Raw genomic sequence first — 22,892 nt, 5'->3', positions numbered from 1 at the left:
GATCTTCCCACTCCCGGCACACAGACTGCCCAGCCCATTCAAACTGCTCGTCCGCACCTAACCCGGGCGAACCTTTCCGGTCACAGCACTAGCCGATCCCAACTGCCAGGGGTCGTCGCGCACGCTGCGAGGGCTCCGTTCGCTGGTACTTCACGGCTTCCCGGCGCCGAGACCGGGCGGCTATGAGGAGTGGTTGTAGATCTCGTGGACCTGCTCGTCCGAGGAGAGAAGCCACGCGCGGGTGAGGGCGTCGGGGTGCTCGGCGGTCAGCTCGGACAGGAGATCCCGGGCCAGCGGCACGGGGATGTCGGTCATGGGCGGGGGTGTCTTGCCTGCAGCGTGCCGGGGCAGCTCAAGGCCTGGGGGCCGCCAGCCCATCCGTGCGTCGATCAACAGCCCGGTGGGCAGTCCCAGTTGGTACGCACGGCGGAGCTGGCCGGGTTCGTTGTTCTTGCGCTTGTGCTGGGCCAGTTTCTCGGTGATGGGGGCGGCGAGGATCTCCCGGATGTTGTCGGTGTTGTGGCCCCACCCCCACGGCGTGTTCTGCAGCCGCCAGGACATGGGGTGCGTGGGGATGGACACGGTGATCGTCAGGGGCTCGGCCGGGTTGGTGGGCGGCCACGGTTCGGCGACCGGGAACGGGAAGCGGGGATCGTAGTCGGGGGCTTGGGGGTCGTAGACGGGCCGCCCGGTTTCGGCGGCCTGCCGGCCGAGGGCGGCCAGTCGTTGGAAGTAACGTCGGCGCTCCTTCGGACTGCTCTCGGTCTGTGGCGTGACGGTGATGCGCAGGCCGCCGGTAGGACTGATCAGCGTGGACGCCGCGAGTTCTCGCCGCAGTGCCTCCTCGGCCGTGCGGATGGCTGCCGTCACCCGGGGGCCTCCGGGAGCACGGAGCGTGGTGTGATCGACGAACCAGGCTTCACCGGAGATCGAGACGTGCGCATCCACAGTGAGCACGCCGCGTGCCAGCCCGTAGAGCTGCTGGTAGTGCTCCTCCTGGTGATCAGGACTGCCGAGGAGGGCAACTGGCGTGCCGGCCGCTTCAAGCGCCGTGGCCCAGATACGGAAGGCCGAGTACTCCTGGGGATTGGACGCGAGGAGCTGCCACGGGTCGAGCTCTCGCGGCATGCTGCACCAACTCCCCAGGGCAAGGGCGGATCGGAGGGGGACGTCCGGGAGGACTCTGCGTCAAGTGTCGCAGCAGTGGCGGCGGGACCTATGTTCTGGCCGACACGGAGGACGTACCCCATGTGGAACAGGGCCACACGCCCGCGGCGAAGCCGCGGTCACGTTGGCGGGAGGACGCCGAACTGGCCGTCCTTGCCGGGTAGTCGAGGAGCTGAGGTGGTTCTCGTCACGTCGCACCTATGCCCTGAGGAGCCTGAGCGGTCCCACCGAGGTGGAGGCGGAGCGCACCTGTGAGTTCTGCGGCGCACGCGGCCGCATCCGCACCCGCGATGACCAGCCGGGAGGATGACGCAAAGCCGCATGTGGCCCTGCCATATCGCCTGGTCGGCGACCAGATCATGATCGTCCAGGGTGTCGTGCGGGAGCGCATGGTAAGGCCATCAGCCCGGCGGCATATCGGGCAGACGGACTGAAGGGCAGACCGGACGCAGCGACGCCTGTTGGACTGTCCCTCAAGCAAGAACGTGATCAATGATCAACAGTTCGCTGTGCTTGACAAAGTCGGCGTTGGACGTAGTCGCTGTCGACCGCCAAACGATGCCGCGCCCGGCCGTACGACGCTTCACACCAAGCCGATCTGCCCCAGCAGGCGGCGTGTGTCGGGAGAGGTGTCTTCGAGCGTGTGCCCGTGTTCGAGGCTTTTCAAGACCACACAGCCCGCGGGGACGCGGTCGGCATGGAAGGTCGACCAGGTGCGGCAGGTCGGGCAGTCCCGGCCGATCAGGAACGGGCGCAGCAGGTGCAGCTCGCCGTCGGTGTCGCGGAGGTAGAGGCTGCCGGTCTCCAAGTCGTTGCTGGGTGAGGTCATGGTGCGGGTCGGGACGACGGGGTGGTCGCCGGCCAGTTCCCGGTATTCCACGCGGGCGCTGCGCGCGAAGGCATCCCAGCGGACGTCGGTGATTTCCAGCAGGGGCAGGTCGGCCAGGAAGCGGGCCCGCTCGACCAGGCGGGTCAGGTCGGCGAAGGCGACGTCGATGGCGTGGGGCAGATCGATCGGGTCAACTCGCCGCAGGTGGGCCTGGTTGTTGCGGCGTTCGCTCAGGGCTTGGCGGGCCTTCTCGGCGTCCTGGTGTGCCAGCAGGGTCCGGATGTCGTTGAGGGGGTGGGCTTGGGGAAGGTTGTTCAGCTGCTTGCTGGTCGCGGCTTCATTGAGCACATTGGCCCAGTCGCCGAACCCCGGTCCGCTGCGCCCGCCGGCGAGCTTGTCGCGGATCGCCGTCACGGAGCCCAGGGTGATCTGTCGGGCGTGGGTGAGGGCGAGGACGAGCTGGGCGATGTAGCACAGCAGTTCCTCGGCCGTGTCGAGGATCGCGGCGTAGGCGGCCTGGGCGTCACCTGCGCTGATGCGGGCCTCGGTCTCGCGCCAGCGGTAGGCGATGGGATAGGGGAAGCGGGTGCGGACGCTGTGCCCAAGGTCGTCGAGCAGGGAGGCCGCCTCGACGCGCAGCCGCAGGGCGCGGCCGGAGTCGATGACGCGGGCGCGTGCACGGGCCGCGGTCTTCTCCAGGAAGACGGATTCGATCACCGAGTCCGCCTCCTGCTCCCACCGTTTGAACTGCTGCTTGGCAGCCGTCAGTTCATCGAGGGCCTTGGTCAGCGCCTCATCGGGCTGCGGGACAGGCAGCGCGGACAGCGCTTCCATGCTGGTGATGGCCAGTCGTGGCCCGGCCAGCGTCAGGGCGAGCGGGGTACGCAGGAACATGCTTATCAGGCGGGCCTGCGGCCGGGAGAGCGGCTTGATGGGCCGCAGGATCACCACTTGGTCGGATGCCGCGGCGGGCAGGTCTTCCTCGCTGACCTCGGCGGTGAAGAAGCCGTGCGGAGGCACCATGTTCAGGGCGTTCATGCGGCGGAGCACCAGGTCTCCCGCGGCGAGTTGCTGATCCGCGGGGATGGTCGCCCACAGAGTTTCCTCCGACGGTGGGGCGATCGTGCCGTCCCTGGCGATGTCGCGCGGCCGAATCATGCGCACTGCGCCGGGAGCCTTCGGGGACGTCAGCAGCTTGCCTCGTTTGAGGGCTGCGTCGCTGAAGGAGGAGCGGCGGAACGTGAAGAGATCACCCAGGGCGTTGACGGCTCCGAAGCCAGCGAGGTCCTCGCGGCGTTGGAGGATGTGCGGGTCGAAGCGGTCGAAGTAGAGACTCTGTTGGGGGCCGGGGATCTCCCGCAGCACATAGCCGTACTCTCCCCTGCCGCCCTGACGGTGAAGCAGCCGCTCGAAGTCCTTGACGACAGCCGTCTCGTCGGGGCGGGGGCGCGGCACCTGGAAGAGCTTCAGGACGGGCCTGGTCTGCGCGCGGGCCCGCAGGAAAACAACCGCTGATTCCACGTTCGCCGAAAGCTGCGTCAGCATGCCGATCCCGTAGGCGAGGAGCAGGATGTCCCAGTGCTCGGCGATCTTGGTGCGCATCTCGGCCGCCCAAGGCTGATCCGACACCCACGGGTTTGCCGGCAGCAGCACCGCCATCACGGCGTCGGGTGATGGCGGCCGGCACGCAGCCATGACCTCGACGTAGTAATCCGGAGGCCCAACTGCGCGACGCCTTTCCGAGTCCGTCCTTCGTTCCCAGGTCGGCACCAGGAGCAACGGCCCCTGGGTGAGCAATTCTGCTGCGCGCGGCGCCAGTTGCTCCCACGACGGCTCGCGTACGCTCTGCCAGTCTTCCGGTGCACTGAAGGCCAGCTCGCCGGCCAGTGGGGAGCTGCTCAGCACGGTCGGCGCGCCCTGGGCAAGCCGCTCGAACCCGATGCCGACCAGCTGCTCACTCAACGATGACAACCGCGCGGTCCCCACCACGTTCCCCCCACCCCGGCATGCGCTCTGCTGCGGAAGGAAGCCTAGAGGCCTGCCGATCATCAGCAAACTTCGGCGTCGGCCGTGCCCGTACCGGTACTTGGCGGCTCGTATGTGCTCTTTACACCAAACCGGGTTGCTCTCACCATCAGTGGTCTAGGGGTGCGGCTGGCACATGCCCGCCCATCGACCTGGAGGGGGCCGGGATGGGTGTGTTATGGAAGCTGGAACCGGCGACGGCCGCCAAGCACCGCCCGTACCAGCGCTACTTGGACGCCTGGTGGCCCATTCTGCTGCAGACGTCCCAGCGCACCGGCTACTCCCGCCCCCGCGTCACGCTCCTGGACGCGTTCGCCGGTCCCGGCCGCTACCAGGACGGAGAACCAGGCTCGCCGATCTTCATCCTCGAACGCCTGCTGAACCACAGCGCGGTCGACCGCATGCACCTCAGCCCCCGGCGCGTGCACCTGATCTTCATTGAGAAGGACCATGCCCGGCATCAGCACCTGCTGGGCGAGCTCCACGCCCGCTTCGGACCGTTGCGCGACCTGCCGGTCCACATCGAAGTCCAGCGCGGCGACGCGGGCACCGACAGCCTCCCCCTGCTCACCCGGCTGGGTGCCTGGGGCCAGCCCATCCTCGGCATCTTCGACAGCTGGGGCAGCGTCAATGTTCCGCTGGACGTGATGCGGCGCATCGCCCGCAACCCCTCCAGCGAGGTCGTCACCACTTTCGGACCCAACTGGTTCAGTCGACGTGAGAACCTCAACCCGGACGTCCTCGATACCGTCTTCGGCGGCCGGGCTTTTTGGACGCCTGCTGATGCAGAAAGCCGTCCTGACGAGCGGTGGCGTGTGTGGCTGTCGACCTACCGGGACGCGCTGCGCCGGTCGGGCTTTCCCTACCAGCTGCAGTTCGAACTCGTCCCCCGCACTGGACAGCCTCTCTACCTCGTCTTCGGAACCGGCAGCACGGCCGGTCTGAAAGCGATGAAGGAGGCCATGTGGAAGGTCGACGACCGGGACGGTGAGAGCTTCCGCGACCCGCGCACGCGCGGTGCGATCCCCGACGGCCAGATCGACTTGTTCCAGGCCGCTGGGCTCGCCGACACCGAACTGCTGGAACTGGTCGCGCAGCGCCTGTCGATGGGACCGGCGACGGTGGAGACGGTCGGCGAGTGGCTGCTGACCGAGACCTCGCGCTGGATGCCGAAACACGCGCTGCAGGCCATACGGGAGATGCGGCAAAACGGCCAGGTGACCCTGCTCTCCAGCGGGAAACTCACGACGAAGAGCCAGGTCAGCCTGCCCGCCTGAGGCGACCTCTCGCGATGACGCGGGCAGGGCTGGTCACACGGGGACGCGTGTCCTGGTGTATTCACGTACCCGCAGCGCGGCGGGGAACCGGCTGATCTCCTTGTGGTGCTTGCCCCAGCGGGAGCCGAGCTGCTTCACGAACGGAGCACAGCCGGACTGGCGGGAGCTGGCCACCACGTCCTGTGCCCAGGCCAGGTCCATGGGGCGGGCTCCCGGCCCGGATTCTCCGCCCACGATCACCCAGTCGATACCCGCCAGGTCCAGGCCGGTCAGCGGGCCGAGCAGCGGCTCGCACGACAAGAACCGCACCGCGGCCGGCACCTGGCGCAGGTCCTCGATGCGGGGCAGATCCCTTGCGCTCTCCACCGAGACCCCCATCCACAAATTCGCCGGCCACTCCAGCCGCCCAGCGATCTGCCGCAGGCGCCGGGCGCGCTTGGTGAGGACTTGGTAGGTGTGCTGCGGCGTCTCAGCGATCACCGCAAAGACCTGCCGCACGTAGTCGAGTGGCACCCGGGCGTGGAACAAGTCGCTCATCGAGTTCACGAACACCGTCCGCGGACTCTTCCACCCATAGGGCACGCGCAAGGTGTCCGGATGCAGCGTCAGTCCGAAGCCGGGACCGGACGTACGCGGATCACCGTCGGCCTGGTACTTGGGCGAGCCCATCGCCTTCAGCCGCTTCGCCAGCGTCAGCGCATAGCAGTGATCGCACCCGGCGGAGACCCGGTCGCAACCCGTTGTAGGGTTCCACGTCGCCTCGGTCCACTCGATCGCGCTGCGGTCACTCACCGGCCGGCCCTCCATCCCCTCGAACCGTGCCTCGCCCCGGCGGCAGGATTCCAGCCGCCGCCTTCCCAACGACCCGGCTCATCCCGGGTCACCGGCACCCGACCTCGCCCCGCGCGCCGTAGCCGCCACCCACAATAGAACCTTTGTTTTAATCCTGGCGACTGTCACGACGCTGCGGGCGGCTGCGGCGTCCGGCCCGCGCACGCTGCACGAGGTGTGACGTCGAGGCCCCTGGCGGGACACAGGAGTTCCTGCACAACGACGGGCGGCGCAACCAGGGTGATGACGCCTGCGGCCCAGTCAGCGGTGGTCTTGTAGGCGGCGAGCGCGGCGATCTCCCACATCGACAGCGGCTCCACCAGCCGAAACCCGTCCCCGTCCGGCCCGATGGGAGGAAGCCGCACGCTGACCTCTGCGGTCGCTGTGCTGCGCCCGGCGATGCCGGCTCGTGGAGGGTGCAGCCGGGCGTCCTTGTCGTAGTAGGCGTAGTCCGGGCTGGTGGTGAAGCCCCAGTCCTCCCTCTGCCGCCACGCCTGCCAGAGCTGCGCCGCCTGCTCGGTGGACTGCTCGCGCTGCTGCAGAGCAACGGCGGCCCTCTCGAGTGTGGCCGTGTCGATGAGGGTCCGCTGTTCCTCGCACCGGCGTTCTACATGAGCTGCGGCACGCGTCAGCGCCGGACGCGCCCAGTCGTGCAGCCACGGGTGCGCTCTCACGCCCTCGGCGGCCACCGACAGCCGGAACTGCAGATTGCGCCAGTGGTCACGGTTGAAGTTGGGCCCGAGGAAGTCCGGTACATAGTCCGGTTCTTGACGGTGTTCTGCTTCTTCGGCCTCCTCCTGGAGCACCTCATAGAGAGTCACGAGGTCGGAGTCGGCGTCCGCTAGGCCGGCGTCCGCAGCCACGGACTCCACACGGCAGCAGCCGCACATACTGAATGCGTTGTCCGGGCCGAAGCGGACACGGCGTGTTTCCCCGGGGCCGGTGCCTATCGCCTCGCGGCACGCGGGATTGCTGTGTACGAAGTTGTCGTCGTCCCAGGTGACCATATCCATCAGCCGCCCGTAGAACCTGTCAACTGGGATGCCGCACTGCCTCATCAGGCCAACCGGGACGCTGTTCCCTAACTCACTTTGCACCCGCCCCAGAGTAGACCGGCGGTGCCGTTGCAGGGGGAGGAATGGCGACAGTGCCCCGGATCGGTCGAGCGGGTCCGTCCGCAGCGGCAGCGTCGGCAAGTCCCCATGTGGCCAGGGCTCACGCGTGCAGCGGCACGTGGGACGACCGCTCCGCGCATGAATACGATCGAGATATTTGCTTTTTTACCCCTCCCCGACATCCACCCGGGGCGTGAATTGATCATTTCTCATCTCAACCCGCGTATGTCAGTGGCCCCTTGTACGGTCTCGGCTGTGGTTTCCGAACCCATGCAGCCCCAAAACCTTCGGTGGGGTGTGGAAAGGGGGGCCTCGCGATGAGCGATGCTCAGTACGCCCTCGGGCGGAAAGTGATCAGTGCAGCGTTACGTGCCGGGGTGGCCTGGACCCGGCGGCTGGAGGAGCCGCGGGCCTGGCGTGAGATCTCCTGCATGCACGGCGTCATCCTGGGACACCTCCCCGTGGGTGCCGGCCCCGAGACACCTGCCGGCCTGGTCGGCAACCTCACTCGTCCGCTGCGTTCTTGGATCCCTCTGAACTGGTCCGCCCTGCCTGCAGAGATGGGCGACCTGGTGATTTTAGAGGACGGACACGACCAGCAGTCCGCGCAGTTGACCGAGGATGCCTTCGAAGTCGGCTGCTCCTACCTCGAGGTGCTCTTCGACCCTGCTACCGGCGGACTGGACGGCGGGCGGGACTGGCTGCCGACCTGGTCGTGGCAGACGGCGGAGCAGACGGAACACGCGATCTACCGGCAGTTGGCCAGCGGCAGCCAGTCTCAGTACGTCGCCGGCCGGCTGATGCTGGTGGAAGTACCTACCGGTACCGAGGACAGCATTCTCGAGGAGTACGCGCGGCGTGGTGGTGCGCGTATGCAGGTCTACCGGCCGCTGCCGGCGGAGCGCAGCTGTGTGCGAGGGGGTGCGGTGTGGTGGTGGCCGTGCCCGGTGTGTGCGTATCCGATGCGGCTGACGGGTGAGTTGCTGCGCTGCGACTTTCTGCCGCACCAGCGCAAGGCCCGCGTGCTGCTGCGGCCGGGGCGGCGTCCGGGCGATCCGCCCGAGGTGGTGAACGGGCCCCCGGGACTGGCTGCTTGCCGCGGTGAGGGTGTGCTGTGCCTGGACTGGCCGGTGTGGCGTCATCTGACCGTGCCGGGGCTGACCGAGGTGGATCTGATGCGGTGGCTGGAGCGCAAGGGGCTGGACGTGGAGCGCTGGGGTGAGATGGATTCCTGGGACGTCGGGGTGACATTGCCGGACGGGCGGTGCCTGGTCGATGTCAAGGACGTCGCCAACGAGCAGAGCATCATCGACCGGCCTCCGCGGGCGAAGACGATCGTGGTGCCGTCCTACCGGTCGGAGCAGGTCAAGCCGCTGCGTGCGGCGCTGGAGCCGGACGGGTATGCGGTGCACACGGTGGCGTCGTTCAAGCGCCTGGTCAGTACCCAGTTGCAGCGGGGGGCGGCATGAGCGGCACGGCCGGCAGCGGAAGCGTCACGGTGCCGCTGGTGGTGCGGGCCGCCGTGTTGCTGGCGGCCCGGCTTTTTCCCAACCGGGCCCCGCAGGAGGAGTCGGGGTGGCGGCAGGTAACCCACCTGGACGACGCTCACTTCCTGCTGTCCGGGCATCTGCCCTGGTGGGAGCAGTGGCCGGCGCTGTCCCAGGATGACCGGCTACGGGTGGCACGGTTGCTGCGCAGGCGTCCCGCCTCGCTGGCGCACCGCAGTGTTTTCCGTGAGGAGGCCGCCCGGGTGGCGGCGGCCGGCGCAGGAGCGGAGTTCGCCGCGGCCGACGAGGACGGGCAGGTCGTGGTGATGCCCGCATCCGACTCTGGCGCGCGCATCGACGGTCTGCTGGCGGAGATCGACGACCATGTGGCGCACACGGCCCGTGCCCGGCGGCGGCAGCCGGCCGCACCCGGGCGCTACTTCTCCGAACTACGGATTAACGACCCGCTGAGCCCGTCGCGGCGAGCCGTCGGCGTCCACTACGACCTGCGCATTACTCAGCCCGGGAAGGCCGCGGCCGCGGTGTTGCAGGACAGCACAGACCTTGACGATCTGCGGATCCCCCTCAGCGACCTGGAGCAGCTGGCCGAGCGACTCGACGCCGCCTACGGGGAGCAGCACCGGGTGAAGGCCGTCGCGGACCTGCGAGAGCATCTGCACCATGCGGACGGCTCGGCACTGGGCGAGGAGTTCCATGCGCAGGCGGGGGGCACCCGTGTGCTGCACGCCCCCACCGGGCTGGGTAAGAACATCGCCTCGGAGCTGATCGCCCTGTGGTGTGCGCGGCGGGGTCTGACGGCCGCTGTGGTGGTGCCGCAGAACGCGCAGGTGATGCAGGCGGTGGCACGGCTGCGCCGGGACGCGACGACCCTGCGCCGGACAGACAAGAAAGAACACAGTGGCCGGCTGCCGGTAGTGGTGCCGCTGATCTCCACCCGCGGCATGCAAAAACTCGCCGAGGACACCGCAGGCAGCGTGCACGACGACGCCGAGCACCGCGAGTGGGTGTTCGGGGAAATGTCCTACAGCTGCGCCTTGACCGCGCACGCGGCGCCCGAGTCGCGGGGCGTGGAGCTGTGGGATCCCGGCAACGAACCGTGCGACCAGCTCAAGGACTCTTCCGGCAAGACACGGTGCTGTCCGTGGCGTGCTACCTGCGGCAAGTTCCGTCACCACCGTGCCGCGCTGGACGCGGACATCCTCGTCACCAACCACACCAACTTCCTCATCGGGCGGGTCCACGTTCCGCTGGACGACCGCGGTGTGGAGCGCGGGGATGTGACGGTGGAGGAACTGCTGCTGCGCCGGGCGCATGTGGTGATGATGGACGAGGTCGACGCACTGCAGGCCAAGGCATTCGATGAGAGCGCCAAGAGCGTCCTGCTGGCCCGGTACGGGTCGGCCAGCAGTCCGGTACGCGAGCTGGAGGAGCAGTTCAGCCGTCACTGTCTGCGGCTGAGCCGTGAGGTCGAGGAGTATCTGCACCCCAAGATCAAGAGGCTGTCGTGGCTGGCCGAGACGTATGTGTCGCACCTGGCGCGGGGGGCCATCACCCCGGACCGGGAGCGGCGCAGACTGGTGGTGCCGCGGCGGTGGGATGCGATGCTGGCCCACCGGATCTTCAAACTGAAACCCGGGGACAGGCCCAGCGAAGCACACATGCGCACCGTGAACCGGCTGTTCAGCAAGACCGGCGAGCTGGACGGGAGCGAGGAGGTCGAGGGGCTGGAGGAACTGCGGGCCGTCCTTTCGTCGCTGACCGACTTGTCGGACGAGGGCAGCCTGGGCGCCGACACCCTCGCCGAACTCACCGACCGCTTCAGGAAGGTCACCGCAGACTCTTCGCCCGAGGACGCGGCCGCCGGGGACGCCTCGCCGAAGGACACGACGGAGGATGCCCCGCCGGAGGACGTGACCGATCTCGTCCAGTACGCGGCGCGGCGGGCCTTCTTGGAGAAGAGCCGCGAGATCCTGCGGCAGATCGTCGGCGTGGCACCGGCCTTGCAGGGGGCGGGGATTACGGCCTCCAACGAGCTGGCGGAGGTGTTGTCGTCGCACGTGCCGTGGAGGGCTGCGCCCTACGGGCCGCTGGGACGGCCGCTGTTTGCGTTCAGCGAACACTTCAACGACCAGGACCTGGCGGCAACCACCCTCACCCTCAAGAGCTTTGTGGGCGACCCGCACAGTCATATCAGCCATCTGGGCGACGTCACGGCGCTGGCGCACGGCGGCCGGCGGCGCGTAGTGATCGGGCTGTCGGCGACCGCGCACATGCCGCGCGCGCCGCGGCATCATCTGTTCACGCCGCCGTCGTGGTACGTGCCGGACGACGTCAACGGCTCTCTCAGTGCCGTGCTGGACAAGGTGCAGCACGAGGACGGGACATGGGCGCGGATCTCGGGACTGCGCGGACAGCGGCGCGAAGACGCGTACCAGGAGATGGGTGCGGCCTTGTGGCCGCGGCTGGACGCGGAGCTGGCGGAGGTGGCCGCTGATCCGGCGAGGGCGCACCGGGCGCACGTGCTGGTGGCGTTCGAGGCCTACCACGCCGGACCGCTGCTGGCCCAGGGGCTGATCTCGGCCGGCGCGCCGGCCGGGGAGATCTGTGTGGCGGTGCGGCCGCAGGATGTGCCGCGCTACGAGAAACACCCCCCGGGATGGGTGCCCGTCCCGGCGGACCGGCTGGAGCAGTTCCCCTTCCATGTCGGTCACGGACGGTGCCGGTTCTTGCTGGCGCCCATGGCCCGCGTGGAGCGGGGCCTGAACATCGTCGATCAAGGCGGCCGCTCGCTGCTGCACGTGGCCTGTCTGGTGGTGCGGCCGGTGCTGGTGATGGAAGAGCCGGCCGTGTTGCTGGCCATGGTCAACTCGCTGGCCTACCGTGACGCGCCGTCGCCCGGCGGTGAACCGGCCGCGGCCCTGGAGCAGCTGCGGCTGTCCGCCGGACGCACGTTCGAGGAGATCCGGCGCGGCTCGCACTATTTCAAGGACCTCGGCGAGGACGTGAAGACCGCGATCGTGGCGGAGATCCTCACCCGTCTGATCCAGCTCGGCGGCCGTACCCGCCGGGGCGGAGACCACGGCAGCCTGCATCTGGCGGACGCCGCGTTCACCGAGACCGCGACCGACTCCACCCTCCCCCACCTGCTGTCCACGTTGCGCACGGACTGGCAGCGGCGCGATGAGTGGGACCTCATCGACCGGATCTACCGCTCCACCCTCGATGTCCTTCTCAGCCTGGCCGACCACGACCTTCCCGGGGAGACGCCGTGAGCCGCTCCGCCAAGAGCCCCAGTGAGCTGAGCACCCTGTCGTTCGCACTGACCGGCGAGCTGATGGGCGAGGTGTATGTGAATCCGCTGCCCGAGGAGTTCAGCCAGGCCTGGGCACGGCTGCCTAAGCCGCGCTCGCTCGACGCGCAGCGCCCGACCGCCTCGCTTGCGACGGCGGCCCGGGCAGTCACGGGACGGCGGCTGGTGTTCACCGACCCGGAACGCCCGCCGCTGACCGGGCCGTGGACCAGGCGGGCTTTGATCGTCACGTCGGAGCCGCTCGACTTCACGGTGTGGCGGCGGCTGGTACGGGAATGGGAGGGCCGGCTGACTGGCTGGGAGGGTAGGGACACGCTCAGCCAGTACCTGGTCGACGAGGCAGGCGGCCCCTACCCGCTGCAGGAGGTGCTGCACCGCGACCGTGAGGACCGCATCACGGGACCGAACTGGGCGTTTCGGGTGGCGAGTTGGCGGCTGGCCCAGCTGCTGCGCCGCGAACCGTGGGAGGTCGACACGCTGGCCGAGCCGCTGACGCTGGTCCTGGAATCGGAAGGCGACCTGCTGACCTGGGCGCAGCCGATGGAGCGGGAGGCGAGCTGGATCGACGAGGCCACCGGTGAGCGGCGCCGCCGCGTGGGGCACGCCATGGACCGCATCCACATCGACGTCGACCCGGCTCCCGGGGGCCGGATGCTGGTCGCGCATCTGGAGGCGCGCACCGCGCGGGTCGCCACCGGCTGGTACGGGGTAAAGAACGCGCATGTGTGCCATCCCGCCAACCCCGACATCGTGCTCAAGGCGCCGGTGCACCTGCGGTGGGCCAAGGACGAGCACGGCCAGTGGACGCTGAAGTCGGCGCAGTACAAGGGGGCGACCGCGCAGATCGTCGAGGCCTGCGGGATCGCGCCGCTGCCCGACCCGTTCGCAGTCGACTTTGACAAGCCCGGGCCGGTGCGGGGCATCCACACCACCGCCGTGCACCCGATCGGCAAGGGGGCGGGGTCACGGCTGATGCGCCGGCTGGAGGAGCACGCCAGCAGGATGCTGGACGCCGCCCCCCTGACCTACACCGGCAGCAGCGTCAGGGTGCCCCGGCTGTCGCCCGAACCGTCTCCGGTGGTGGCACCGGACAAGATCCTGCCCGCCGTTGTGGCAGCCGGCTTTCAGAGCCTGCGGATCGTCGCCCTGTATGAAACCGGGGCGTGGAAGGAGCGGATCCTGGCCCAGCTGGGCCGCGACTTCGCCCAGCCGGAGGTGGAGGCGCTCAAGGACGGGCACACCACCGTGCTGGCACCGGGACTGCAGCTGATGACGGTCCGGGTTCCGGAACTCGTGCGGCACGGCCCGCACAACCGGGCCCCGGTTCTCAACGGTCTGTCGATGCTGCGGCCGTCCGATCCGGGCGAGCTCGTCGCCGCCCTGGTCGAGACCTCCCTGCCGGGTCGTGGTGAGGCGGATGCCAAGGCGGCGCTCAAGCCGCTGTTCGCCGCCCGCGATCTCCCGTCGCAGTTTCTGACCATGGCCTCGCTCGGCGACCTCTACCAGCCCAACCTCGCCGAAAAGATCGCCCGCTCCCGCGCGGTGCGAAACGGCCAGGAGCCGCCGCCCGTCACGCGCAAGGAAGACGCCGCAGCGCAGATCGCCACCGGCGGGCTGCTGACGGACTGCGGCGTCATCGACGACCGGCTGGCGGCCGCCGCCTGCCATCCCCTGGCCCGGGACACCGCACTGGACCGGCGAGCCTGGCTGGTGGGTCTGTGGACCCGGCTGCACCGCTTCCCGCGCATCCGCGGCCGCGCCACCGCTCCCCCGGTCCTGGCCGTCACCCTGGTCGCGCTGAAGGCCTCGCCCCATCCGGATGAGAGGTACTGGCCGGCCCTGATGTACAGCGGCCAGCGGTGGCTGCCCTTGGCGGCCGGCCGTACCCGCCACCATGCCGGTCCGATCGGTCTGCCCGGCCATCATCTGCGCGACGAGACCGGCGGCCCGGCGCGGGTGCGGGACCATGTGGAGCAGGCCCTGGCGCAACTGCCCGGCGATCGCGGCGTGGTGGTCTTCACCGAGCAGCACCGGGACCTGTGGCCGGGCCTGGCGAACCCCACCCTGGGCGACGGGCTGCTGCCCGGCCTGACGCTGGCCGACCGCGGCCGGGACATCGCCGTCGTCCGCGTCACGCACGGCAGCCGCACCCCACGCCCCACCCACCGCGTCGGCGGCAGCAGCAAACGCCCCGGCGACGCCGACAAGGCGGCCATGCCCGAGAAGATCCTGTACGTCTCGGACCACGGTGGGGTCAGCTCCTGGCTGTTCGCCGCGGAAACGCGGCAGCACAAGGGCGGTCAGCGCACCGGCACCGACTACACCCGCCGCACCCTGCCGGAGACCTCGCAGAGCAAGCTCGGCGCCGACTTCCACGCCATCACCCGCACCGAGTACACCGTCGCCCGGGCCGGCACCTGGCAGGAAGAGCGGCTTGTCGGGCTCGCGGCCCGCCTCTCCCAGCAATCCGCCAGCTGGAGCGGCCGCACGTTGTTGCCCCTGCCGCTTCATCTCGCACGCAACGCGGACGAGAAGCATCCCCAGTACGTTGCCGCCGGTGAGGAGGACGGGCTCGAGCAGGGGTGACGGCAACCAACCGGGGGGCGCTGGCCGAGACTCGTCCGGCCAGTCCCCTCACGGGCAGCGGCCGGCGCTAGGGAAGGCGAGTCCTTACCAACGCAGTTGGTCCCTGTCCGGGGCCGCTGGCCCGCGATGCCGGGCAGCGCGGGCCAGCGGCCCCGGGCAGCCCGTGCGCTGCGTGCAAGCGGTGAGCGCGAGCATTGATGTCAGTGCCTACCGGTAGCGTTCCTACATGCCGGAAACCTCCCCGCCGACCGAAGCCGAACGTCGCCAGGCCATCTCAGCCGAGCTGGAACGCCTCGAAGAGAGTGCGATGTACAGCGCCCAGTCTCAGTTCGAGCAGGCCAAGCGTTGGCGCCTGATCAATCTATGGCTGGGTGTCCCGGCCAGCGGTCTGGCGGCCATCGCCGGTGCCATGGCCCTGGTGACGGCCGCCGGGCGCGTGATCGCCGGGCTGGTCGTCCTCACTGCCGCTGTCCTGGGGGCCATCTTGACCACCATCAACGCATCGCATCGGATGAACCAGGCCGCCTCTGCAGCCAACGCCTACCTGGAGATCCAGACCGCCGCTCGCCAGGCTCGCGACATCGATCTCCCGGCATGGACCGTGGAAGAGGCGCGGAGCGCGCTGGCTGAACTCACGGCACGACGCGACGAACAGAACAAGACCGCCGAACCGCCCAGCCGGCGCGCCTACCTGCGGGGCAAAGCGAACATCGACGGCGGCGGCCAGACCTACGCAATTGACGCGTCCGCCAACCAGCCCGAAGGGCATTAGAGAGCAGACATGGCACTCTCCGTAAATCAGGGATTCGACCTCTTCTTGCAGCAGTTGACTCCCACCGTGGGTGAGCGCGACGCCAAGGCGCGGCATCGGCGCAGTGTGGAAGCCTCGTTGCAGGCCGCGGCCTTCGGAGTGTCGCTGTTCAGAGAGACAGGATCGTTCACTCATGGGACGGGGGTCCGCGGACACTGCGACGTGGATCTTCTGGCCAGCATCAAGGCCAGTCGCCCGAACAGCTCGGACACCGCCCTGGGCTGGGTGAAATCGGCACTGCAGGCGAGCTTTCCCTCTACCGAGGTCGTCATACGGCGCCCCACAGTCCAGGTCCGATTCGCTGCCGGCACGGAGACGTGGGAAGTCCTTCCGGCATTTCTCACGTTCCGCGGCGGTGACACGTCGGTCTATGACATCCCCGGAGCCGCCGGCGGGTGGATGGATTCCGCCCCCACGGCGCACCTGGAGTACGTGAACGAGGTCAACCAGCGACCTGCTGCGGCCGGCGGCGCCAAGAAGCTCGCCCGGTTGGCCAAGGCCTGGAAGTACTACAACAACGTGCCGGTCTCTTCCTTCTACCTGGAGATGCGCGCCGCCCAGCATATGGCGGGTGAGCCGAACTTCATCGCGATCTGGGACATATGCGGTCTTCTGGAGAAGCTGGATGGCCATCAACTCGCTGCCATGAACGACCCCAAGAACAAGGCCGGACGCTTCGCTGCATGCTCCAGCGATGCGACCCGCCAGGAGGCACTCTCCAAGCTCAGGACGGGAGCGATCCGCGCCAGGAAGGCACTCGACGCCTATCACAAAGACGATCACGCCACTGCTTTCACCTACCTCAGTCTCCTCTTCGGAGGCCGTTTCCCCAGCCGTTGATCTGCATTGCGGACGGCCCAGTCGAATTTGTTGGCCAGCGTGAGTGATCCGCGCGGTATCTCAACTCGGTCCGGTGAGTGGCCCGGAGGCGTCCTCCCCGGTCATTGCAGCCCACTCGCGTTCGCCCTGTTGAGCACTGTGCGAGGACCGCATGCGGCGCGGCGGCGTGCAGACCGTCCGGTCCAGGTGGGCGGGCCCGACAGCGAGGCGCCGTCCCCTAGTGGCGCGGCGCCCGTACGGTCGGCGGCTCATCGACACCGGCAGGCAGGAACGGTGCATCTGCGAGAACACTCGCCGCCAACGCTCGGGCCGGGGGCCGGTATCGTGGTCACGCCTGTGCGTCGCCTGAGGAATCTGCGCCGTAGCACGTACCCGAGAGAGACGTTCCATGATCAGCCGTGACGAGATCGACGCGAAAAGCGCGGAACTCGGAGTCGACCCGTCCCATGTTCAGCGGGACTATGTCTTCGGCTGGTTCCTCGCCGGGCTCTACGGAGAGAGCCGGCTCGCCGATCGTCTCGTCCTCAAGGGCGGAAACGCTTTACGGAAGGGGTATTTCGGGGCCACTCGCTTCTCCGAGGATCTCGATTTCGCCTCCCCCGGCCCCGTCGACGTCCAAGACTTCCTTGAAGCGCTCAACGACATCGGGCGGATGGCGCAGGCCAGGACGGGAGTCCAGTTCCATCTCGATCGCACTGAGCAGCTCAGCAGGGACAGGATCAACCACGAGCAGACGGTCTACACGTACCAGTTGCTCTTCACCGACTTCTACGGCACGACCGGCAGCGTGCCGGTCAGCCTGCATCTGGACGTCACCGAGTTCACCCGCCTTCAGCTGCCACCCCAGTCGCGCACCCTCATTCACCCCTACAGCGACCAGGCGGCCTGCACCGCGGACTTGACCGTGATCAGCTTGGAAGAGGCACTTGCAGACAAGCTCAAGTGCCTCCTGCAGCGCCGCTCCATCCTCGACTTGTTCGACCTCACCTACTCGACGTTCGTCAACAGCGAGATCCCCGTCAACCGGCGCAGCCTGGTCAGCACGTTCCTCCGGAAGACCATCTTCGCGCCCAGCCCTGCCGCGGCCCTGAACCTGCTCACTGCTATCCCCTTCGACAGCATGCAGTCCTTGTGGGACACGACGATCACCTGCGCCCGTGACAGCCTGCCGGAGTTCACCAGCACAGTGGCACGCTGGAAAAGCGAACTGGACCTGCTCTTCGCCGACTTCCGCACCGGCCACAACGCACAGGCCGCTTTCTACCCGGCCCACCTGCGCATGCCGATCATGGAAGCGGGCGCCGAGCGGAAACTGATGCTGGTGACCTACGAGGGACATCGGCGTCTGGTGGAGCCCTACGCCCTGCGCTTCAAAAGGCGCACGGACGGGGTCGGCCAGGAGTACCTGTACGTCTATGACCGCACCGGCGGGCGCTCCGGTCCCGGCATCAAATCCTTCTTCCACCACCGGATCAGCGATCTGAGCGTCACTGACGAGCACTTCGAGCCGCAGTACGAGATCGAGCTCTCAAAGGCCGGCGAGTTCAGTGACCGCCTCGGGTTCAGCCGTGGCCGCACCATCGGCCGCCGCCCCGCCGCAGCCCGGCCCAGACCGCGCGTGCCGCGACGGCGATAGCCCGCGTGCACCACGCGGGTGACGGCGCGGAGCGCCAGGCGCAGACGGTTCTGAACGCGACCAGGTGCGCCCCCCGGAAGCCTCCAACGCGGTCATCAGGTGCCGCCACACCCAGCTTGAGCAAGCCATGGAGGAGCTGGGCAGAGCCGCTCGTCTACCCGTGGGTAAGCGCTTCGACCGTCCACAGGTAGTCCTGCAGAAGGACGTCCGCGGCACGGTCGATCAGGGCGACGGTCTCGGTCCAACCGCCTTGTGGCATGTCCGGCTTCGCGACGCCGTAGGGCAGATCCAGTTGTGTCCAGCGGGCGAGTATGCGCTGCTCAGCTTCCAGGGCAAGTTGTCCGGGGAAGAGATCCTGCCGTACCAGGGTCCAGCCGGCGCGCGCATGATCGCTCATCCGGCGACTGCCCTCGTTGCAGATCCCGATCTGCCCTGCTCCCAGGGCGTCGTGGGTGAGCAGATACAGGTAGCCGGGGCGGCCCGGTTGGAAGCCGTACTTGGCGCAGTGCCGACAGGGTGCGCGTCTGCGCTGCATCACCTTGTCGAGTGCCGGGGCTACTTCCTTGCCGCAGACGTCGTGCTCTGCGGCCCAGGGAAGCTTGACGTTTCCGGGAAAGCGTAGGCGCGGACGGAGCCCGGCGTCCTCCATGATCACGAGAGCGGTCGCGGGATCCGTGGCCCGCTTCGCGCAGAAGCGGCACTTGAACTTCGTTCGGCGGGCGTTGGCCAGGGTCGGATCGATGGTCTTCTTGCACGTCTGGCAGCGGCTACGCCAGTTGGAGTTCAGGCCTGGGTAAGCAACCAGCGGCTCGATGCCGTAGGAGGACATCTCGGCCCGCGCGTCCTCGTCCGCCATCGTCAGGGTGCCTGAGCAGTGTTCACATGGGCCGTTGCCCGCGTAGGCCACGCTGGAGTACCAGACGTCGATCTCCCGTCCGCATCCCGTGCAGCGGCACCGCCACGTGGTCTGTGTGTCAAAGAAGGGCTCCAGCGGCTCGGCGCCGGCGGCACGAACGATCTTCTCCGCGTCCTCAGGTCGGACACGCCGCTTCTCCGCCGCCTTCGCGGAGCTCTTGCGCTGCCCGCAGTTGAAGCAGACGCCTTGCCCCTTGGTGACCACACTGGTGTAGGAGGACTTGGTCTCCTGCTTGCAGGTGTGGCAGATACCCTTCCACGGTTTGTCCGCCCCCGGGTACGGCACCTGTGGATCCGTGCCGCGGTCCCGCATCTCCTGTGCCCGAGCGATCGGGTCAATCCGCGCCATGAAGTACCCCCGCGCCAAAAATCGTGTCGTTGCCCAGACACGGCAAACTCCTGAACATACAACGCGTGGCGTCGTCCAAATGCCTTGGAGAGCAGGCGCGTTGCTGGGAGGGGGCTTACATTCCCCTGGGGGCGGGCCTTCCGGTCTGCGGCCGGATCGCTGCCCGGTGGGACGGCCCTCTACTCGTCGATGCGCTGGAGATCGACAGCGCGCCGGTCGCCGGCTGCGGCAAGGCCGTCGACGACGCGGCGCCACTGGCTCAGTGCTGAGGTCTCGAGTGTGGCGGTTTCGCGTAGTTCGGTCAGCCAGTAGGTGACGTACCAGCAGTGATTGGCGAAGGCGTCGTAGCGGCCTTCGATGATGCGCTCAAGCCATGTCAGGCCGGTCGTGCACTGCCATGTATAGGAGGTGGTACGGGCGAACTGCGCTACGGCGTCGGCGGCTTTGGGCTCGCCCCGTGCCAGGACGATCCACCGGTCAGCCAGTTCGTCCAGGGCGTGGGGCCCCAGCCAGTCGCGGCGTGCTCGGTTGAGGCTGTCGTCCGGGTTGGGGTCGGCGGTGCGCACTTGCGGGGCCGGCAGGAGAGCAGCGATGGCGTAGTCAGACCAGTGGCCGTTTCCGTGCAGGCAGGCTCCCGCGTCAAGGGCATCGAGCACGGTTTTAAGGGCCAGCGGCCACACGGCCGGGAGCAGGGTGCGCAGCTGGGCGTCGTAGGTGAACAGGATGGTGAGGTCGCGCAGCAGCTGCTGCAGGGCGTTGGCATTGGCGGCGAACGTCGTCAGATGCGCGGTGAGGTGTTCAGGGCTGCCCTGGGCGGCGAGGGTGATCAGGGCGCGGGCGACGAGTTCACGCTCGGCGTCGTGGTATCCGCCGTAGCCCTGGGTCATCCAGTGGTCGGTAGCGGTGCGGTGCGAGTCCATCAGCACCGGGAGCAGGGCAGCGCTCTGCGAGGCCAGGCAGGCGATGCCGCGGGCGGCGGCGGTGCAGGCGATCGGCATCGCGAGCCGGCTCACGAGCATGTCGGCGGGAGGGACGGCGGGCAGGGTGGCCGTGTAGGGGGGCGACAGGAGGAGTGGCTGCCGCCTCTGTGTCTCCACGTTCCAGGGACCGAGGCGGCAGTCGCTGATACCTGCCTGGGTGGCGGCCCACAGGGCCTTGTGCCGTCGGCAAGGGAGGCCGTCGTGCGCTTCGTCGCAGGGCGCCTCCCACATCGGGGCGCAGCCGGTAACGAGAGTGGTGCGAACGGCCTCGGACCGAGTGGCCACGGGAGGCCCGTAGCGGCCAACCGAGCCGTCGAGCTGGTCGAAAGCGCGGCGCAGGTCGCGCCAGACACCCGCCTGGTCGCCGGTCAGCAGTTTCGCCTGGCAGGCGAGCCGTACCGCGCGAATGGTCCATCGGGGTGCTCCGGCCGTCCTCAAGGGCTCCCAGCCTGCTGTCAGGAACAGCCGGCACAGCGCGAAGTCGCGGATCAGGTCGGTGGCGAACTCCTCGCCCGTGCCGAACGCGGGATTGCCCGGCGCTCGCAGCACTGCATCGGAGCGCAGCTGTGGCAGTGCTCCCGCGTCCACGGGTGTGCTGCCGGGCAAGTTGAGTGCGCGGCGTGCGACGGCCAGCACCGCCCGTTCACGCTCGTCCGGCGACGCGCTGCCCGGGGGATGCTGTTCGTTGTTGCGGACCAGGCCGTTCCAGACAGCCGCGAACACGTCGGCTTCGGACAGCAGGTCAGTCGTCTCGTTCACGGTGCCGGCCCGCAGGAGTACGTCCACGAGGCCGGGCCGGCCCACCAGCCACTCGGCCCGTGCATCGGCGCTGAGGCGGATCAGGGACCCAAAGGTCTCCACAAGCCGACGGCGCTCCGCTGGGGTGAGCCGCGCCACGGCATGATCGGCCACGGCCTCGGTGCCGCCGGCCAGGGAGGTGCCGGTCTGCAGTACCTCGCGCACGCGCGCGGCTCCGTCGGTCCGGGTGACCGCAACCATCCCCAGCCCGGCCCTGAACGCCGCAGTGGCGATTTCCCGCAGCAGGTCGCGGCGGCCTTCGAGGACAGCCTCCGCTCCGTCGACCACCAGCAGTCGCACCGCGCGGGTCTCCCCCGCCGCAAATACGTCCGCCAACGGCCGCCCGCCCAAAAGGTGTTCGGTCTGTGCCACCGAAGCGGGAAGATCACGCAGGCTCAGGCAGACCACTGCGGCGCCGTGCTCGGTGAGCTGTTCCGCGGCACGCAGCGTCAGAGCGGACTTCCCGACGTCGGGCTCCCCCGTCACGACCAGGCCCGTGCCGGCCCGGCCGGCCTGATCCATCGCGTCGGCGAGCCGCGTGCGCTCCTCTGCTCTCTCCAGCTCCAGCCGTACCGCGCCGGCTTCCAAGTCCGGGCGCGTACCTTCGCGCAGCCGCCTGCCCATGCCGTCCAGCACCAGCCAGGCCGGACGGTAGGAAACGGCCCGGCCCAGCGGATAGCCACTGAGTGCGCGGCGCACCAGTGCCATGTCCAGGTGTGCGGCGGACGAAGCCCAGGCGCCGGCCTGCTCAGCCAGCTCACCGAACACCTTGTTGGCGGTTTCGGTCCTCTCGTCGGCCACGATGCGCCGCAACGCGGAGACAGCTGTGGTCCGGTCGGTCTCGTCCACGCCCTCCAGCCGCATCTGCCGCACGCGCAAAGCCGAGAGCCAACGCCACGTCAACTCGCTCGTATCGACCTGGAGCAGCGCAGGCTCGTCCTCGGCAGCCGCATGGGCGAGGGCATCCAGATGCCTCAGGCGGGTCCGCACACCGGCGTTGGTCGCCTTCGGCCGGGCAACAGCCTCCCGGAACTCGGCCGCGGAGGGCACGGACTGTGCGATCCGGGCCAGCGCATCCATCTGCTGCACAGCGGTACTCGAGACCCCGACCGCGAGCGCCACCCGCCAGCGGCCCGCCACCACCTCATCCCAGTGCTCGGTCACCACCCGCAGAAACGACCGCACCAACGGCACCGACTTCTCATCGCTGGCGGTCAGCTCCGGGTCCCTGCGCACCCCGATGGACACCCGCCGCACCCGGCCGTCGGCCGTACAGCCCTCCACCACGACATCGTCAACCGCACTGACATAGCTGGCCTGCAACCGCACGCCCAGCGGGACGACGCCATCACCGAGCTCGCTGATCGGATCCTCGCTCAGCAAGGCCGCAACCAACGTCGCCGCGTAACGATGCTCCAGCCAGACACCACCCCCACCCGTGGCATAAGGGGAGGCAGCACCGGTCGTCACACCACCACCTTACGAGCCGCCGCCACACGCAGCAGAACAACCAAGCCCATACTCCCCCCTCGTCCCCCCTCTCGACGGCTTGAGGGGGCCCCAGCGCCCCTACGCCTCCTGCACCGCCGTGATCCACACCAGCCCCAGGGCTGGGCTAAGCGAGCCGCCGTATGGCCGCGGGACCCAGCGCAACGAACCTCCGGGCGACGAGGGGGCCGCATACTCGGGGCCCGGCTCGAAGATCGCCGCCCACCTCCAGGATGTAAGAACGGGTTCCTGTACACCTACACGCGGGCCGCCTGCCGCTGCACGCCTCTCCAGCGGCCTGGTCCTCCCCGGCCCACGACCTCGCCGACCTGATCGGGCGGATGCTCGGCGGCGCCCTGCACAGCTATACCCCGAACGCTCCCGCCACGGCCTTGCGACTGCAGGGCGTGCTGGCCGAAGTCCGCCA

The 22,892-nt window shown here is 68.8% G+C and carries 13 protein-coding genes; 7 read left to right on the top strand and 6 right to left on the bottom strand.

The features are described from left to right. Positions 1–180: 180 nt before the first annotated feature. Both ACH5AC_RS37245 and ACH5AC_RS37240 read right to left on the bottom strand, forming a co-directional pair. Positions 181–1,128, bottom strand: a complete 948-nt coding sequence (locus tag ACH5AC_RS37245) for a hypothetical protein (protein WP_398866794.1) — start codon at positions 1,126–1,128, stop codon at positions 181–183. Positions 1,129–1,750: 622 nt separating this feature from the next. Then, entirely contained in the window at positions 1,751–4,051 is a 2,301-nt protein-coding gene (locus ACH5AC_RS37240) for a hypothetical protein (protein ID WP_398866793.1), read from the bottom strand. A gap of 137 nt (positions 4,052–4,188) precedes the next feature. Here ACH5AC_RS37240 and ACH5AC_RS37235 point away from each other — a divergent pair, with 137 nt between their 5' ends. Continuing rightward, a complete protein-coding gene (locus ACH5AC_RS37235) occupies positions 4,189–5,298 on the top strand; it encodes a three-Cys-motif partner protein TcmP (protein ID WP_398866791.1) in 1,110 nt (369 codons plus the stop codon). 33 nt (positions 5,299–5,331) lie between these two features. On the opposite strand, the gene ACH5AC_RS37230 is transcribed toward ACH5AC_RS37235, so the two are convergent. Next, positions 5,332–6,090 carry a DUF5131 family protein gene (locus ACH5AC_RS37230; protein ID WP_398866790.1) on the bottom strand — a complete coding sequence of 253 codons (759 nt, stop codon included), beginning with the start codon at positions 6,088–6,090 and terminating at the stop codon, positions 5,332–5,334. Positions 6,091–6,254: 164 nt separating this feature from the next. Further along, positions 6,255–6,950, bottom strand: a complete 696-nt coding sequence (locus tag ACH5AC_RS37225; RefSeq protein ID WP_398866789.1) for a hypothetical protein — start codon at positions 6,948–6,950, stop codon at positions 6,255–6,257. A gap of 611 nt (positions 6,951–7,561) precedes the next feature. On the opposite strand from ACH5AC_RS37225, the gene ACH5AC_RS37220 reads away from it, so the two are divergent. From ACH5AC_RS37220 to ACH5AC_RS37195, 6 genes are all read left to right on the top strand, one after another. Then, a complete protein-coding gene (locus ACH5AC_RS37220) occupies positions 7,562–8,713 on the top strand; it encodes a hypothetical protein (RefSeq protein WP_398866787.1) in 1,152 nt (383 codons plus the stop codon). Beyond that, entirely contained in the window at positions 8,710–12,024 is a 3,315-nt protein-coding gene (locus ACH5AC_RS37215) for a hypothetical protein (protein WP_398866786.1), read from the top strand. The genes ACH5AC_RS37220 and ACH5AC_RS37215 overlap by 4 nt, the downstream gene beginning before the upstream one ends. After that, the gene (locus tag ACH5AC_RS37210; protein ID WP_398866785.1) at positions 12,021–14,648 is read left to right on the top strand and encodes an RNaseH domain-containing protein; all 2,628 of its coding nucleotides are present in this window, start codon (positions 12,021–12,023) and stop codon (positions 14,646–14,648) included. The genes ACH5AC_RS37215 and ACH5AC_RS37210 overlap by 4 nt, the downstream gene beginning before the upstream one ends. A gap of 226 nt (positions 14,649–14,874) precedes the next feature. Then, positions 14,875–15,420: an SLATT domain-containing protein gene (locus ACH5AC_RS37205; RefSeq protein ID WP_398866784.1), complete on the top strand. Its 546-nt coding sequence runs from the start codon at positions 14,875–14,877 to the stop codon at positions 15,418–15,420. A gap of 9 nt (positions 15,421–15,429) precedes the next feature. Next, positions 15,430–16,299 carry a nucleotidyltransferase gene (locus ACH5AC_RS37200; protein WP_398866783.1) on the top strand — a complete coding sequence of 290 codons (870 nt, stop codon included), beginning with the start codon at positions 15,430–15,432 and terminating at the stop codon, positions 16,297–16,299. 388 nt (positions 16,300–16,687) lie between these two features. Beyond that, positions 16,688–17,935 carry a nucleotidyl transferase AbiEii/AbiGii toxin family protein gene (locus ACH5AC_RS37195; RefSeq protein WP_398866782.1) on the top strand — a complete coding sequence of 416 codons (1,248 nt, stop codon included), beginning with the start codon at positions 16,688–16,690 and terminating at the stop codon, positions 17,933–17,935. Between the two features lie 154 nt (positions 17,936–18,089). On the opposite strand, the gene ACH5AC_RS37190 is transcribed toward ACH5AC_RS37195, so the two are convergent. Both ACH5AC_RS37190 and ACH5AC_RS37185 read right to left on the bottom strand, forming a co-directional pair. After that, on the bottom strand, positions 18,090–19,199 hold the full coding sequence (locus ACH5AC_RS37190; RefSeq protein WP_398866781.1) for a hypothetical protein: 1,110 nt from the start codon (positions 19,197–19,199) through the stop codon (positions 18,090–18,092). 179 nt (positions 19,200–19,378) lie between these two features. After that, positions 19,379–22,447, bottom strand: coding sequence for a hypothetical protein (locus ACH5AC_RS37185; RefSeq protein ID WP_398866780.1), 3,069 nt, complete (start codon positions 22,445–22,447; stop codon positions 19,379–19,381). Positions 22,448–22,892 lie beyond the last annotated feature (445 nt).

This window comes from Streptomyces sp. NPDC018693 (assembly GCF_044391385.1).
Classification (GTDB): domain Bacteria; phylum Actinomycetota; class Actinomycetes; order Streptomycetales; family Streptomycetaceae; genus Streptomyces.
This window is presented reverse-complemented; position numbering and strand designations above follow the sequence as displayed.

Excerpts from the sequence above, each read along its gene's own strand:
- ACH5AC_RS37245 (WP_398866794.1), bottom strand. The coding sequence starts at position 1,128 with ATGCCGCGAGAGCTCGACCCGTGGCAGCTCCTCGCGTCCAATCCCCAG.
- ACH5AC_RS37195 (WP_398866782.1), top strand. The coding sequence starts at position 16,688 with ATGATCAGCCGTGACGAGATCGACGCGAAAAGCGCGGAACTCGGAGTC.
- ACH5AC_RS37215 (WP_398866786.1), top strand. The coding sequence starts at position 8,710 with ATGAGCGGCACGGCCGGCAGCGGAAGCGTCACGGTGCCGCTGGTGGTG.
- ACH5AC_RS37200 (WP_398866783.1), top strand. The coding sequence starts at position 15,430 with ATGGCACTCTCCGTAAATCAGGGATTCGACCTCTTCTTGCAGCAGTTG.
- ACH5AC_RS37235 (WP_398866791.1), top strand. The coding sequence starts at position 4,189 with ATGGGTGTGTTATGGAAGCTGGAACCGGCGACGGCCGCCAAGCACCGC.
- ACH5AC_RS37190 (WP_398866781.1), bottom strand. The coding sequence starts at position 19,199 with ATGGCGCGGATTGACCCGATCGCTCGGGCACAGGAGATGCGGGACCGC.
- ACH5AC_RS37220 (WP_398866787.1), top strand. The coding sequence starts at position 7,562 with ATGAGCGATGCTCAGTACGCCCTCGGGCGGAAAGTGATCAGTGCAGCG.
- ACH5AC_RS37205 (WP_398866784.1), top strand. The coding sequence starts at position 14,875 with ATGCCGGAAACCTCCCCGCCGACCGAAGCCGAACGTCGCCAGGCCATC.